The 15,276-nt window shown below is 45.9% G+C and carries 12 protein-coding genes; 6 read left to right on the top strand and 6 right to left on the bottom strand.

All coding sequences use genetic code 11. The features are described 5' to 3' along the window. The first annotated feature begins 1 nt into the window (after nucleotide 1). Nucleotides 2-463 carry a hypothetical protein gene (locus tag BT112_RS05170; protein WP_072316310.1) on the top strand — a complete coding sequence of 154 codons (462 nt, stop codon included), beginning with the start codon at nucleotides 2-4 and terminating at the stop codon, nucleotides 461-463. Here the strand turns inward: BT112_RS05170 and BT112_RS05165 are convergent. Next, nucleotides 460-1,533: a PA0069 family radical SAM protein gene (locus tag BT112_RS05165; RefSeq protein WP_072316309.1), complete on the bottom strand. Its 1,074-nt coding sequence runs from the start codon at nucleotides 1,531-1,533 to the stop codon at nucleotides 460-462. The genes BT112_RS05170 and BT112_RS05165 overlap by 4 nt on opposite strands. A 250-nt stretch (nucleotides 1,534-1,783) precedes the next feature. Beyond that, nucleotides 1,784-3,346 carry a glycine--tRNA ligase gene (locus BT112_RS05160; RefSeq protein WP_072316308.1) on the bottom strand — a complete coding sequence of 521 codons (1,563 nt, stop codon included), beginning with the start codon at nucleotides 3,344-3,346 and terminating at the stop codon, nucleotides 1,784-1,786. 181 nt (nucleotides 3,347-3,527) lie between these two features. Between BT112_RS05160 and BT112_RS05155 the strand changes: the two genes are divergently transcribed. Together BT112_RS05155 and BT112_RS05150 are read left to right on the top strand one after the other, a co-directional pair. Next, the gene (locus BT112_RS05155; RefSeq protein WP_245776985.1) at nucleotides 3,528-4,226 is read left to right on the top strand and encodes a ComF family protein; all 699 of its coding nucleotides are present in this window, start codon (nucleotides 3,528-3,530) and stop codon (nucleotides 4,224-4,226) included. A 48-nt stretch (nucleotides 4,227-4,274) separates the two neighbouring features. After that, nucleotides 4,275-5,960 carry an Ig-like domain-containing domain gene (locus BT112_RS05150; protein ID WP_072316307.1) on the top strand — a complete coding sequence of 562 codons (1,686 nt, stop codon included), beginning with the start codon at nucleotides 4,275-4,277 and terminating at the stop codon, nucleotides 5,958-5,960. A gap of 133 nt (nucleotides 5,961-6,093) precedes the next feature. On the opposite strand, the gene BT112_RS05145 is transcribed toward BT112_RS05150, so the two are convergent. The 3 genes from BT112_RS05145 to BT112_RS05135 form a co-directional block, all read right to left on the bottom strand. Beyond that, nucleotides 6,094-6,867 carry an amidohydrolase gene (locus tag BT112_RS05145; RefSeq protein ID WP_072316306.1) on the bottom strand — a complete coding sequence of 258 codons (774 nt, stop codon included), beginning with the start codon at nucleotides 6,865-6,867 and terminating at the stop codon, nucleotides 6,094-6,096. A gap of 66 nt (nucleotides 6,868-6,933) precedes the next feature. Then, nucleotides 6,934-8,835, bottom strand: a complete 1,902-nt coding sequence (locus tag BT112_RS05140) for a DUF5689 domain-containing protein (RefSeq protein WP_072316305.1) — start codon at nucleotides 8,833-8,835, stop codon at nucleotides 6,934-6,936. 1 nt (nucleotide 8,836) lies between these two features. Beyond that, nucleotides 8,837-11,581: a TonB-dependent receptor gene (locus BT112_RS05135; protein WP_072316304.1), complete on the bottom strand. Its 2,745-nt coding sequence runs from the start codon at nucleotides 11,579-11,581 to the stop codon at nucleotides 8,837-8,839. 229 nt (nucleotides 11,582-11,810) lie between these two features. Between BT112_RS05135 and BT112_RS05130 the strand changes: the two genes are divergently transcribed. From BT112_RS05130 to tssD (BT112_RS05120), 3 genes are all read left to right on the top strand, one after another. Further along, nucleotides 11,811-12,851: an endonuclease/exonuclease/phosphatase family protein gene (locus BT112_RS05130; RefSeq protein WP_072316367.1), complete on the top strand. Its 1,041-nt coding sequence runs from the start codon at nucleotides 11,811-11,813 to the stop codon at nucleotides 12,849-12,851. A 201-nt stretch (nucleotides 12,852-13,052) separates the two neighbouring features. Beyond that, entirely contained in the window at nucleotides 13,053-13,439 is a 387-nt protein-coding gene (tssD, locus tag BT112_RS05125) for a type VI secretion system tube protein TssD (protein ID WP_072316303.1), read from the top strand. A gap of 116 nt (nucleotides 13,440-13,555) precedes the next feature. Then, entirely contained in the window at nucleotides 13,556-13,951 is a 396-nt protein-coding gene (tssD, locus tag BT112_RS05120) for a type VI secretion system tube protein TssD (RefSeq protein WP_072316302.1), read from the top strand. A 74-nt stretch (nucleotides 13,952-14,025) separates the two neighbouring features. On the opposite strand, the gene BT112_RS05115 is transcribed toward tssD (BT112_RS05120), so the two are convergent. After that, nucleotides 14,026-15,267: an efflux RND transporter periplasmic adaptor subunit gene (locus BT112_RS05115; RefSeq protein WP_083564797.1), complete on the bottom strand. Its 1,242-nt coding sequence runs from the start codon at nucleotides 15,265-15,267 to the stop codon at nucleotides 14,026-14,028. Between the last annotated feature and the right edge of the window lie 9 nt (nucleotides 15,268-15,276).

Genomic DNA, 15,276 nt, shown 5'->3' with positions numbered 1-15,276 from the left:
CATGAAAAATATAATGTTACCGGTACTTGCAGCCTGCCTTTTGTTTTTATCGTGTAAGGATGAAAAAAAGGCAGATAAGCAAGACAAAAGTCTTCAGGAAGAAATACAAACTTCGAATCCTCCGGAAAGCATGGACCTGTGCTTTCTATCCACAGGAAAAGCTATCCAACTGGAAGACCGGGTTCTACGGGACTCTACCATCCTCACCCTACATATAGACCAGAAAAAGGTAAGAGGAATATTCAACTGGCTTCCTGCCGAAAAAGACAGGAGGAGCGGCACCCTTGACGGTACCATAAAAAATAATGTGATATCCGGCAAATACACGTTCAGCCAGGAAGGAATGACCGAAACCCAGGATATACGGATAGAAATTACGGACAAGGAAGCAAAAATCATGACCAATCCCGGAAAAGAAGGCTCATTCGTACTCACTGCCGAAAAAACCGATTGCCCGCTCTAAAAAAGCTTCAACTGACCATCTTTAAAACTTTCGTGCAATGAAGTATTGAGGTGGGGATATGACGTATCTGCAAAGTACTTTTTTCCGGCCACCTGAAAAAGGCTGTGAATTTGCTGCGCAATCTTACCTTCTCCTGTCATGCGCAGGCCATAACGACTGTCATTGAGATTCCCTCCGTGACAATCCTCTATTTGACGGAGTACTTTTTCTGCCCGGTCGGGCATTGCTTTCCGTATCCATTCGGAAAATATTTCTCCTATAGCTCCATTCAGCCTTACTATGGTATGAGCTATGGAAACAGCTCCATTTTCTGCTGCGGCCCTGGCCAGAGGCAGGATCTCGTGACTGTTGATAGCCGGTATTATCGGCGCGATCATTACGTTTACCGGAATGCCATGCTCCGACAGTATACGCACGGTTTCGAGCCGCTTCTTAATGCTTGCCGTACGGGGCTCCAAAACCCTTCTGGTTTCTTCCGATAAGGACGTGACCGACACATTGACCACGACCAGATTATCTTTGGCCAAAGCCTTGAGCACATCCAAATCACGGATAACCATGGCATTTTTGGTTATAATCCCTACAGGATGCCTGTATTTCAGAAAAACTTTGAGACACTTACGAGTGATCTGAAAGTGCTTCTCCGCAGGCTGATAACAATCCGTATTTCCTGATAAAACTATGGGGTGCGCTTTCCATCTTTTACTCCTGATCTTGTCTTCCAGCAACTGCGGTGCATTCTCTTTTACCAGTATCTGTCGTTCAAAATCGAGCCCTGCACTATACCCCCAGTATTCATGACTATTTCGTGCATAACAATAAATACACCCGTGTTCACATCCCTGATAAGGGTTCATGGAATATCCCATCCCTACATCGGGGCTCTCCACTTTATTGACTATGGTTTTAGGAAAGACTTTGAGATACTGTGTTTTGTCCGGATCGGCCTCTTCGCCTTCAAGACGGCAATATTCGAGGAAGTCGTTGCGCATTTCATGCGACATCTCATGGAACCTGTTCTTCACATTGGCCTGCGCTCCCCTTCCTTTGATATAGGATTCCTTTTCCATAATTTAAAGGTACAAAACAGGAATTTCCGAAATTGTTAAAGGAAAAAATGGTTATCAACAACCGGCTCCGGGTACACCGGAAAAAGAAAGCAGAGCCCCTGTAAAACCCGAAAATATGAGAAAAAATAAGATAAAAAAATATTGTAGAACGTACTGTCCCGGCCTGTAATAAGCCAGGACATTGTACATTCTACAATATATAACAGAGGGACTATATACAGATAACTGCAAACAGGGCCCTTTATTGTGTTCAGACTGTTTTTTCCGCTTCGTCCATCCGCATCAACCACGTACGTATATCGGTTTCGCGTGCGATAATACCGCGAAGCTCCGAGATAGAAACACGCTGCTGTTCCATGGTATCACGATGACGGATAGTTACCGTATCGTCTTCGAGTGTCTGGTGATCAACAGTGATACAGAAAGGCGTGCCCGCAGCATCCTGTCGTCTGTAACGACGCCCCACGGCATCTTTATCATCGTACTGTATCATGAAATCCCACTTGAGATCGTCGACGATCTTACGCGCCACTTCGGGCAGCCCGTCTTTTTTGAGTAAGGGCAACACTGCAGCCTTGGTCGGTGCAAGTACGGCAGGGATCTTCAAGACGGTCCTGGTGCTTCCGTTTTCGAGTTCTTCATCCCGGAGTGCATTAGAGAATACGGCGAGGAACATACGATCAAGCCCTATAGAGGTCTCTACGACATACGGCACGTAACTCTCATTGAGTTCCGGATCGAAATACTGTAATTTTTTACCGGAAAATTTCTCGTGGTTACCCAGGTCGAAATCTGTCCGCGAATGAATACCTTCCAGCTCTTTGAACCCGAACGGGAACCTGAATTCTATATCAGTGGCCGCATCTGCATAATGCGCCAGCTTTTCATGATCGTGAAAACGATAATTATCCTGTCCCATTCCGAGGGAAAGATGCCATTTCAGGCGATTCTCCTTCCAGGTTTCGTACCACTTCTTCTGCTCGCCGGGACGAACAAAAAACTGCATTTCCATCTGTTCGAATTCCCGCTGACGGAATATAAACTGCCGTGCCACGATCTCATTACGGAAAGCTTTACCGGTCTGGGCAATTCCGAAAGGGATCTTCATCCTTCCCGTCTTCTGTACATTAAGAAAGTTCACAAATATTCCCTGTGCGGTTTCCGGACGCAGGTATAAATCCATAGCACTGTCGGCAGAAGCCCCGAGCTTGGTTCCGAACATCAGGTTGAACTGCTTGACATCGGTCCAGTTTTTCGATCCTGTCTCCGGATCGGCAATCTCCAGCTCATCGATAAGTGCACGTACATCGGCCAGGTCCTCATTTTCCAGGGACTTCCCCAATCTTTTCAGGATGGTATCCGCTCTTTCCTGGTATTCTATAACTCTACCGTTTGTAGCCAGGAACTGTTCTTTATCAAACGAATCGCCGAAACGCTTTTGTGCCTTGGCTACTTCCTTTTCTATTTTAGCCTCGATCTTCGCTACGTAATCCTCGACAAGGACATCGGCACGATATCTTTTCTTGGAATCCTTATTATCGATCAGCGGGTCATTGAATGCATCGACGTGGCCGGAAGCCTTCCAGGTTGTAGGGTGCATAAATATGGCAGCATCGATACCCACGATATTTTCGTGCATCTGTACCATGGCTTTCCACCAGTACTCCCTGATATTTTTTTTGAGTTCGGCTCCGTTCTGCGCATAGTCATATACCGCACTGAGTCCGTCGTATATTTCACTCGAAGGGAATATATAGCCGTATTCCTTTGCGTGAGCAATTACTTTCTTGAAATGTTCATCTTGATTTGCCATAGCGCAAAAATAGAATTTTTAACGGCAATTCGTAAGACATTCTCATCGAAAAAAGAGCGTTTTACCATTATTTTTTGTTACGAAGACCACGGTTACGGACTTCACCGAAAACCGCTCCGGCTCTTTTCTCTGTTCTGTTTGCGAAGTAATACTTAAATTTGAAAGAATCAAATCTTTAGCAGTGCTACGACCGGCCCGTATTCTGAATGACATTTACGACCTTTTCTTCCCGGTAATGTGTCCGGGATGTGCTACCCGGTTGTCTCCGAACGAGCAGGTTATCTGCACGGAATGCAGGCATCGCCTCCCGGAAACCGGGTACCACAGGACCAAGGAGAATCCGGTAGAGAAAATGTTTTACGGCAGAGTAAAGATAGAATCGGGGACGGCTTTTTTACTATTTCATAAAAAAGGAATTACCCAACAGCTCATCCATCACCTCAAATACAAAAAACGTGAAAATATAGGTACACTCCTCGGCATGTGGTACGGACACCTTCTGTCCGAAAGTGGTTTCGGAAACACTATTGATATGGTGATCCCGGTTCCGCTTCACCCCAAAAAACAGCGAAAAAGAGGATACAACCAGGTATCGGGATTCGCCAAATGCCTTGCCGGGGCGCTACGAGCTGCATATCGCGAGGATATCCTGGTAAAAACCGATGATACCGGCGGACAGACATTCAAAAACAAAATGTCGAGGTGGAAGGAAAGTGAAAGTATCTTTGGCATCAACCCCGACATACAACTCCCGGCTTGTCACATCCTGCTGGTAGATGATGTTATCACTACAGGCGCTACACTGGAACGCTGTACACGTACATTGCAAAAACACAAGAATGTTAAAGTAAGTGTTGCCACGATGGCTATTACCGTATAATTTTTAAAATAATCGTTACTTTGCCAGGCGATAAATACGTTCGTTTACATGAAACAAAAGGTATTAAATACAGGATTGTTCCTATTTATTTTCTTGACACTGCTCAATTGTGCCAAAAGGGGTTCTCCCACCGGGGGAGAGAAAGACACCACCCCCCCGAAAATGGTATTAGCTGAGCCGGACACTTCGAGCATTCACTTCAAAGCCAAAAAGATACGCATCTATTTTGACGAATATATCAAACTGAAAGACTTACAGAAGCAGCTCATCGTATCGCCCCCGATGAAAACAACACCCCAGATTACCCCTCAGGGTAGTGCCAGCAAATATATAGATATCAAAATCAGCGATACCCTCCGGGAAAATACCACCTATGTTTTTAACTTCGGGCAGAGTATAGTGGACAATAATGAAGAGAATCCCTACTCTTTTTTCAAATACGTGTTTTCAACCGGAGATTATGTAGACTCCCTGACCGTAGACGGATATATCACGGATGCCATCCAGAAAAAGCCGGATAATTTCGTTTCCGTTATGCTTTATGAAATAGATTCTACCTATACGGACTCTATCGTGTACAAACAGGTCCCTACCTATATTACCAATACACTCGATAGCGCCAATACTTTCCAGATCACCAATATCAAGGCCGGGAAATATATGCTCATCGGGCTGAAAGACAATTCCAATACCAATACCTATGTACCCAAAACCGATAAAATAGCCTTTTTAAAAGATTTCATAGAAGTCCCTACGGATTCTGTTTACCGATTAAATCTTTTTAAGGATAACTCTTTTTACCGCGCGGCAAGACCTTCACTCGCCGCGAAAAACCGTATTATTTTCGGATATGAAGGTACGGCAGACAGCCTGGATATTACACTGCTGCACCCCTCGCCCCCTGCAGATTTCAGATACAGGATCCTCAAAGACAAGGAAAAGGACACCATGCATTACTGGTTTACCCCCATAGAAGCGGATTCTCTGATCTTTAAAGTCACCAATCCTGTGGCCGTAGTCCGCGATACATTTACCGTAAAAATAAAAGACCTCTATAAGGATTCACTCTCCTTATCAGCGGAACAGAAGGGAAGCCTATCCTTCAAAAAGCCTTTTTCCATAGGAGCCAACATCCCGCTGAGTGCCATACACAAGGAAAAAATCTCTCTGCTCAATAAAGATTCCTTAGCGGTAAATTTCACTCAGGAAATCGATAAAAAGAAAAACATGGTCCGGCTGGACTGGGAAAAACTGCCCAATGAGAAGTATAGGTTATTACTGATGCCCGGTGCTATAGAAGACTTTTTCGGTGAGGTCAACGATACCCTGAGTTATAACCTGAGTACGAAAAGCTTTGCCGATTACGGTAACCTCAGAATGATCCTTCACCATGTAGACTCCTTCCCGATAATCATTCAGTTAACCACGGAAAAAGGAGAGGTGAAAGACGAAGTGTTTGCGAAAGAAGCGCAGCCTCATTACGACTTCAATTATCTCGATCCGGGCAAATACCTGCTTCGGGTTATCTACGACCAAAACGGCAACGGCAAATGGGATACAGGCGATTACCTGGAGAAAAGACAGCCGGAAAGGGTCAGCCATTACCCGGAAATCCTCGACATCAAGGCCAACTGGGAAATTGAACAGGATTTTACCCTGAAAGATCCCTCTGCTCCCATACCCAAAAAAGCTCCGGCACAAGACAGTATTCCCGGGGCCCCGGAAGAGGAATAATTACCGGAACAAGGTTGGATGGGTTAGATGGACTCCGGAAAGTATAGTAAGCATCAACAAAACAGCCCTTTATTCGTTTATCCAAACCGGATCACAACCTTTTCGGAAGCTATCACGAAAAAGATATAATGTCCTAAAGAAGCTCAAAATCATCCCGGTCATCCAGGAAACGCAGTTTCTTTCTATAATGTGTAATTTTCTGTTTATCAAGGGTCACATACACCGTCTCTTCTTTTTCCGAAAAAGCCAATTGCTCCCCCAATACCCCGTAAACCGCAGAATGTCCGGGGTACTGATGTCCGTTATGGTCTTCACCTACCCTGTTTACCCCTATACAGTAGCAAAGGTTTTCGACTGCCCGGGCCTGCAAAAGGATATCCCAGGAACTGATACGGGGTAACGGCCAATTGGCTACATACAACAGCATATCGTAATCTTCGGTATTTCTCGACCAGACCGGAAAGCGCAGATCATAACATATCAACGGACATATTTTCCAGCCTTTATACACAACAATAAGTCTGTCATTTCCGGTATCGTAAACCTCATCTTCCCCGGCGAGGGAAAAGGCGTGCTTTTTATCGTATTGTTCCACAGTTCCTTCGGGATGAACAAAGAGCAGACGGTTATAGAACCTGTCCTGTTCCGTGATGACCACACTACCGGTGATTGCGATATCAAACTCCCGGGCAGTTTCCTTTATCCATCGGAGGGTCTCTCCGTTCATCTCCTCGCTAACTGCTTCCGGAGTCATAGTAAAGCCCGATGTAAACATCTCCGGAAGAATAACCAGGTCCGTATCCGGATCGAGCTGCTTTATTTTCTGCCGCAGCATGTTCCTGTTGGCCTCTCTGTCTTCCCAGAATAGCGAAGTTTGTATCAATGCTGTTTTTAGCATATCCTGCATACCATCGTATTTTTCAGATTCTCTACGAAGTTAGGGATTTTCCATAAGTTTTCCGGAAACTGCCGATTACCGTATTCCAAGCCCTTCTACTTCATCCACTGGATATGTTTCCCACTCATCTTCCCGGAATACGTTAACGGGAACCGATACCTCCGGTTTTCTTCGCAGTGTTTTGTCCATCCCCCAGTTTTCTCCTCCAGGAAGCCCTATTTCATCTATAACCATTCCGTTTTTCATCAACACAACCCGGTCATCTCCGTTAAAGCCCAGTACTCCGCCGTGGGTTTCCGCTATATTTCCCATGAATATCTCAGCTCTCGGATGGGCATACACTAATAAGCCTCCGGGTTCCAGGGTACCGGACAATTCCAATGTGTACCGGGTATAGTCTCCGTCTCCGTTATAATCACGGGCCAGTTGATATCTCCCGAGATCAAGCATTACATCCGTGGCGTTATAGATCTCCAGGTATTTATTATATCCCGAACCTTCCACATATTCGGTAATCATCAGATCGGTCCCCCCGAGACAATCCCGGTAAGGCCGGTTGAACTTCACATCATCGGGACTTCGCAAAACCAGGCAATAAGCATCCTCATATCGGGAAACGATACCGAAAATACTTCCGCTCCCGTCATGTACCTGCGTCTCCGCAAAAGAAGCGCTTTCGGGGGTATATACATGCAGAGCATCCGAACAATCAGTTATGATACGCACACCGGAATAAACACCCCCCGGGGTCGCGAAACTGACACTGTCCAACCGGACCAGTCTGCTCTCATAATTTCGGAGATCACCGGAAAGATCAGGGTACGCCGGCTCCGGTTCCTGCTGCGATTCCAGAAATCTGATGTGATCCGGCGGAAGATCTTTAACATGCAACAACCCTTCTTCCTCTTCCAGTACGGCACTGCGTAACAGAATTTCTACCCGGTCTCCCGAATTTAAGGAATGTTCCGCCGTAAAGGCACAAACAATCCCTGCCGTGCTATCCTGAAGCACCAAAAGATGCTCTTCTATATGACCGGATTCCCTGTCCGAAATAACAACGCCTGTTATTTTGATATTCTCCGGGATCTCCGTTTTCCTTCCGTTAAACTTACTTCTCACATAAGCGATGGAAGCGTCGGCCTCTCCGGTATCGCACGAAAAAACAATCCCACCACATCGTTCTCCGCTAAGATCGACATCCGTGGTATCACGAATAATAAGCTGATAGCTGCTGTAATACTTGCTAAGCACCCCGGTAACCCTACCATAACCGACAGGTAGTTCTACCTCATGAAAATCGGCATATCCACTGTTCTTTAACATCACCAGGTCTCCCTCACAACTTTGCAGCCCCCTGTCGGTGCGGCTCTCTCCCGCAATAGCATAGGGCTTGCAGACCTCTTCAGGAACCACTTCCAGTCCCTCCAGGGTGACCAGCGTATTGAGCATGTCATCGTTCAGCGCATCTGCACGTACCGAAACAGGAAGCACATCAACCCTATCATCACAAGTAGCAAAAATATGTTCCCAAACTTTAGTCGCAGGTAGTCTCCCCACGGATCGATTTCCGCCCACGCTGGTGAATATACCCCCGATCTTAAACACTTCATGCGTTTTTCCGAGGAACAATCCTTTCAACCGGACCCTGATCTTTTTTCCTACCGGGTATAACAAATGATAATCGCGTATATCCACATCGATCTGCAATCCTCCCGAAGGATTTTCGGGGGTATCCTGTATATGCAGCGTACCGTAAAAATTTCCGGTACGGTCACTGGAAATCACATAGCCCTCTATAACCATGTCGTCATATATTTCCATTACTTCCCCCTCATACAACGCCTTCAGTTCTGAAAATGTCATGTTGGGTTCCATCCCGTCCTGTCCGCAATTCGCTGCCGGAGCATCATACGTATGGTTTACACAGGCCCATAGCAAAACCATTGCAACAAGGCTAAAAAACCGATATCTTCCCATGTCAGAAACTTATAGCGATATTTATGAAATATGTCCTCCCGAACCCGTACCAGTACCTGGGTCCAAATGAAGGCATCCCTCTGGCCGTATCGGATTGTAACTGGCCGAAATTACCGTTACGGCTCTGTTCGTAACCTCCTGTGCGATACAATACATCAAACACATTATTCACGCTCAGAAAGAGACCTATGTATTTCCCGTTGACTAACCAGGATTTACCTGCAGTAAGGTTCAAAAGATAAAAATCGTCGAGTTTTTCCTGTCGCCTCAGCGCTGAGACCGCTTCTTCCGTCGAACCTGCAAAGCGGTCTCCCGTATCGGGGTTTATATAAAAACTATCGGTCCGGATAATCTTGGAAACATCCACATAATTATCCGTCAGGTAATTTGCGGTCATCCCTACCCACCAATAGTCCGGGTCCCGATACTCTATTCCGGCGGAATAAGCCTGCTGAGGGCCTGTCGCCAACCGGTATCCTTTAATCGACGTCTCTCCGAGATCAAGAAAACCATCAGGGTTGATCAAATCCTCCTCTCTTCCGGCCGTATCGAAGTTAATGGCCACATTCGCATTATCGGTATAGGTAAATTTACCGTATGCCCCCACCGCAGAGAGCTTTACTTCCGGAGATACCTGGTAAGTAACTCCCAGCTCTCCACCGGCATGGAGCTTTTGTATGCCGCTTACACTTTCCTGCACAAAATCACTCCCCACACCGGCATCTACATAAAAGAAACTGATATCGGTCGCGTCTTCGAACCGGGTATAATATCCATTTAACCTCGCGGTGACCCCGGCCAGACGAAGGGTATATCCTATATCCGCACTGGTCACGGTCTCAGCGACCAGGTTTTTAACGATCTCCTTATTTTCTCTGGGATTGACAAAAGTGTTTTGCAACAGGGGAGCCCTTTGGATGTATCCTGCGTTGATATGTACGGCATGACGACCGGTAATATGATAGGTGCCGCCCGCTTTCATCCCGTAATCCGTAAAGCTAACCGGGTCACTCTTTCCCAGTGAATTGTCGGGAAAGCGTTCGTTAAGGTAGTGTCCTTCCCGCTGATACCTGGTATATCCGGCATGAACAGCCAGGAAGGCTTCCCATTTTTTACGCACTGTGCGCAGCTGTACAAACCCCTGGCCTTGTCCGGCAAACATCGTATAATCGTAACCAAACCTGTCGCCCTCGGATTTTCGCACCTCACCAGACAGATCGTTACGGGTATCGGTAAACGGATCTATATCTTCGTGAAAACTTCCACCGAGGAGATCGGTAATACCGGCGTAATTGCGGGTTATTGAATTTTTGTAAAACACCCCGGCATTTACGGTTATCTGGTTTCCGAAACGGAAAAGCGCGGAAGTGTGGAATGTCGTTGCGGTCTCCTCCGCCTGATCGTCATAAAGTATATAAAAGCTTTTTCCGGACTGCACGGGGCTGGTATTTATCCGGTACAAGGTACTCCAGTTGAGCTGCGGGGCATTCAGAAAACCTTCCCTGGCCAATGCCGCATTTTCAAAATTTGCCCCCGACGGGCTGTTGATATAAAAGCTGGGGAGATAGCGATAATAAACCGGATCCGGATTCGGGGCATTATAATATCCCAAACGGCTGCGACTGTATGTTCCCCATTGTTGCAAGACCCCTGCAGTAAGCCTAAAATTGTCCCTTTCGTGAAAATAGGATAACAGTGCCATGGGTTCTCTTATTTTCCGTTCGCGGGCATTCCTGATGTTCCCATCCTGTATCCCCCAGTACGGATTATACTTTCTCCCCATGAGTTCGAATACTTCCCGGGTAATGGCAGCCGAACTTCCCCGGCGATTCGGTGCGAATATCCCGATAGCCTGAATACTGTTTTTTTCATTAAACCGGTATTCGACAGCCCCGAAAAGCGACCACGCGTCATATAATGTCCCGTCTGTATAGGCCTCTTGTGCCCACCTTCGCGAAGATGAAAGTGTAAATGCCCATCCGTTCTCCTGCATTCCGGAACTGTAGGTGGCCATAAACCTCCCTTTGTAAAAACGATCGGACGCGGAGGACGATATCCGAAAGCCCGGGCGATATTCCGAAGCTCTCATCATGATATTGGTACTCCCCAGCACCCCCCCGAAGTGGAAAGGCGAAGGGGACCAGCCAAAAAAGAGTTCCTGGCTACGGGTAACATCATTTAATCCGCCCCAGTTATTCCATTGCGGCCGTCCGTTGAAAACCCGGTTTACCGGTATTCCGTTGAGCATGACCAACCCTTCCCTGGAGTCGTACCCTCTCACCTTGTAGAAAGCCTGACTAAAATCGAAAGCCGCCCTTTGCAAATAGATATCCCTCCCGGCCTGAAGTATTCCGGAAGCTACATCGGCCCCGCTTTCATCATCAGCGAGATCACTGTCTGTAATCATAGCAACGGCCTCCGGTATATCATCCTGAATATCCGGTTCGAGAAACAGGTCGCCTGTGTGGACATTTTCACTACCCACCACTAAGGGGAAAGCCGCCGGAAGGTATCCCTTCTGTTCGATCTGTAATTTGTAATTTCCCGGGGATATCCCGCTGAAAACAAATGTTCCGTCTTCTCCGCTACGCTGCCATTGTACGGTATGTTGAATGCGGACCTGAATGTCTTTCAGCGGGGCCCGGGTCCGGTAATCCAGAACTTTCCCGGTAATGCGGAAAAATTCCTGACCGAAACTGCAATGCACGTAAGGAAATAAAAGCAATAATAGTAGTTTTCGTTTCATCTTGTTAATCGATTTGATCTGAGGCTGACAGGTTGGCAATAGGTATTTCACCTGACCTGTTATTAATTTCTACACCACAGCATTATAAGAGTCCCAAGTTTTTATGATAGATTTTTTCTATAGTCCCGAAACCCCTTTAAAACACTGTACTTCAGACACCTTTATAAGAAACATCTTTTTAAACTACCATATTCTTTTGTTATCTTTCACCGGAAAGACCCATCTTATCATGTTCAAGATTATACTGTTTTTTGTAGTCTTTGTGCTTTTCCCAGTACGAAAAATACAGGCCCAAACCAGGTATACGGTAAAAACCGTAGCGTTCTACAACACGGAAAATCTATTCGACACTATCCCTGATTCCGAATGGGATGCGGAACGAAGTCCGGAAGGTTCCTATCGATGGACATCGGAACGTTACAGGGACAAATTATCCAGAGTGGCACATGTAATTTCAGGTATCGGCGCTGACATTACGGGTACGGCTCCAGATATTGTAGGGCTTGCCGAGGTTGAAAACGGTAATGTTTTGCACGACCTGGTCAGCACCGACAACCTGGCTCCGTATCACTACGGAATTGTCCATTTCGATTCTCCGGATCGCCGGGGTATTGATGTTGCACTACTCTATAAAAAAGACTGTTTTACTCCTTTGAGTTCCAGAAATGTTCCCCTTGAGATATACGATGAAGAAAGTTCCCGGATCTACACCCGGGACCAATTGCTCGTCAGTGGTATACTCGATGACGAACCCGTATATTTTATAGTGAACCACTGGCCTTCCCGCTACGGAGGGGAACGCAAAAGCAGGCCTAACCGGATGGCCGCTGCAGCTCTCAATAAAAAAATTATAGATTCTGTCATTGCACTGACTCCCGATGCCAAAATTATAAGCATGGGAGACCTCAACGACGACCCCACTGACCCAAGTCTGAAAAAAGTACTTAAAACGAGAAAAGAGCGCAGAGGACGGGACGAAAGTACATTGTATAATCCTATGGAAGAAATGGCGGAAAAAGGATTGGGAACACTGGCGCATCGGGATCAATGGCATCTATTCGACCAGATTTTCTTCACCTCATCATTACTCAAAAAAGACAAGTCTTCCTACCGTTACTGGAAAGCCGGAATCTACAATAAGCACTTCCTTATAACCCCTTCCGGACCCTACCGGGGTTACCCTCTGCGAAGCTACACCAATGGAAACTACTCCGGCGGATACAGCGACCATTTCCCCGTATATATTTATCTGGTGAAACAAATTCCATAAAAGTATCGCTCTAACATGTGGTAGATATCAACTCACATTAAAGAAGTATATTTCTGACTTGCAACGATGAAAAACAACACTTTATTAATATCTGATATTGCATAATACGTTCGTATTTAATATATTGCATGCTCTATATAGTTCAATATTTGATTTGGTATTTTTTATTAGTTAACCTTAATTCCTTAAATTTTAAGTAGTATGTCATTTAAAGCAACATTATCAGTTGGCGGTAAAAAAGTCAATATTCTCAACGCCAATTATGACCTCGCACAGGAAGTAGATGCCACAGGGCGTCCTTCATCCGTAACCCGCGGCGGACGTATTAATCTGACCGTGGAATCAACGGGAGAATCTTTCTTCTTCGAATGGATGACCAATAACTTCGAACGTAAAAACGGTGTAATCACCTATGTCAAACGAGACACCGATGCCAAACTTCGGGAAGTACATTTTACCGAAGGCTATCTCGTCAAATACAGGGAGACCTTTGAACATAGCGGGGATACCCCCCTGACCGAGAACTTTACCATATCATGCCGTGTGATTTCCAGCGGAGGCGGAGAACACATCAATGAATGGGTATAACATTATTTTTTTGATCGTAATATAACAAACCAATCAGATATTACTATCAAAGGGAGTCTGTAACGGCTCCCTTTTATACGCTTTTAATCTCAACCTTACGACTAAAAATTCTTCATATGTCCTTTTTAGCAAAATTTGAAATAGACGATACGTCATACAATATCCTCGAATACGATATCCGGGTAGAAAAAGGCACTGATCATAACGGTAAGCCTTCCACCAACGCCAAAGGAGGTGAGATACGCCTTGTTCTGGAAACGGATATGAAAGATAACTTCTCGGACTGGGCCATCAGCAGCACACAAACCAAAGACGGTAGCCTGACATTCTATAAACGGGATGGTATGAGCCGCATGCGTACCACCTCTTTTAAAAAAGGGTATTGTATTAAATACCACGAAAAATTCCGTGCTATCGGGGATGAGCCCATGACTACGGAAATTGTCATATCTGCCAAAGAGATCAACATAGGCAATACTGCTTATCATAAAAAATGGCCGATACAGACCTGATCGTTCCCATTCATAAAATAAACCGGGGGAACGCCATGCCCCCCGATCTTACAGTATTTAAACAGGAAAAACGCTTAATGCGAATGCGTTGCTTCCCCTTTTTTCATCTCGGACAGAAGATAATAGGCTCCCTCTGTAACGATCTCTGCGTTCTCCGGCAGGGAGGTTAACGGCTTTACCTCTATCCATTCTCTGGTATTGCTCCCCGTCTGCACTTCTGTTTTTGTAAACATCCACTTTTCCGCGCTCTTTTCGGAGGTTTTATGTGCCTGGTGATTATCCTGTTGCTGCTTCACAAAAATGTATGTCTTTCCCTCGTCTTCTACCACAGCTGCGCCGGGAAGCACATTTGTTTCCAGATCCTGAACCGCAATCAGTCCTTCCACAAACATGCCGGGCACAAAAGTTTCTTTTTTTCCTTCCAGGCTGGCATGCATACGCACGGCCCGGATAGTGTTCTCATAGTTTTTTCCGATCTCGGTGATCTTACCTTTCACCGGCTTTTCACGATTATTAGCTATATACAGTGTGACCTGCTGACCTTCCCTTATTTTGTCGAGATCCTTCTCATAGACCAGCAGATCGGCATGGATATTCTCTTTATTCATAATACGAAAAAGCGGGGTTCCTGTGGTCACCCGCTCCCCTAAAGTCACCCCTATTTCACGTACATAACCCGTTATAGGAGATACGACCGGAAAAGCCTCCGAAGTACGACCTTGTAAAACAGACGCGGGATGGACATGGAGCAGTCTCAATTTGGTTTTTATACTTTCCAGCCGTGCCGCAACGGATTTATAATCGGAAGTAACACGCTGATAATTTTTACCTGAAGCAACGTTATTTTCATATAAGGTTTTCTGCCGTTCGTACTCCTGATACAGGTAATCATATTCGCTTTGCAACTCCCTGAGGTCTGCCTGCAAGTCGATAAAAGCAGGGTCCCGGACATAGGCCAGTACCTGGCCTTCCCGGACTTTTTCTCCGGGCTTCACCAATATACGACTTATATTCCCTTCCATAAAAACCCCTACGGTAGCTTCGTCTTCAGGGTATAATTCGAGCTCCCCGGTTACCCGTATGGCCCCATCGATATTAATTGTCGTGAAATTTCCGAGCCGGAGATTAATAACTTCCCTTTGCCGTCGGGTAAGGGCTACCACATTCTCATCGTCATGTCCGGTTTCATTCACAAGTTCTGTATCTGACAGGCCATCATCGCTTTTATCCGTTCCTCTCCCGGATTCTGCAGGCCTTCCGCAAGCCAGCAGTATCAGGCCAGCCAACAAGCAGTACATAGTTCTTAATGTTCTCATTTTTTTTAT

Origin of the sequence: Sinomicrobium oceani (assembly GCF_900119185.1) — a bacterium.
Classification (GTDB): domain Bacteria; phylum Bacteroidota; class Bacteroidia; order Flavobacteriales; family Flavobacteriaceae; genus Sinomicrobium; species Sinomicrobium oceani.
Note: the sequence above shows the minus strand (reverse complement) of the source record. Positions and strands in the feature narration are given on the sequence as shown.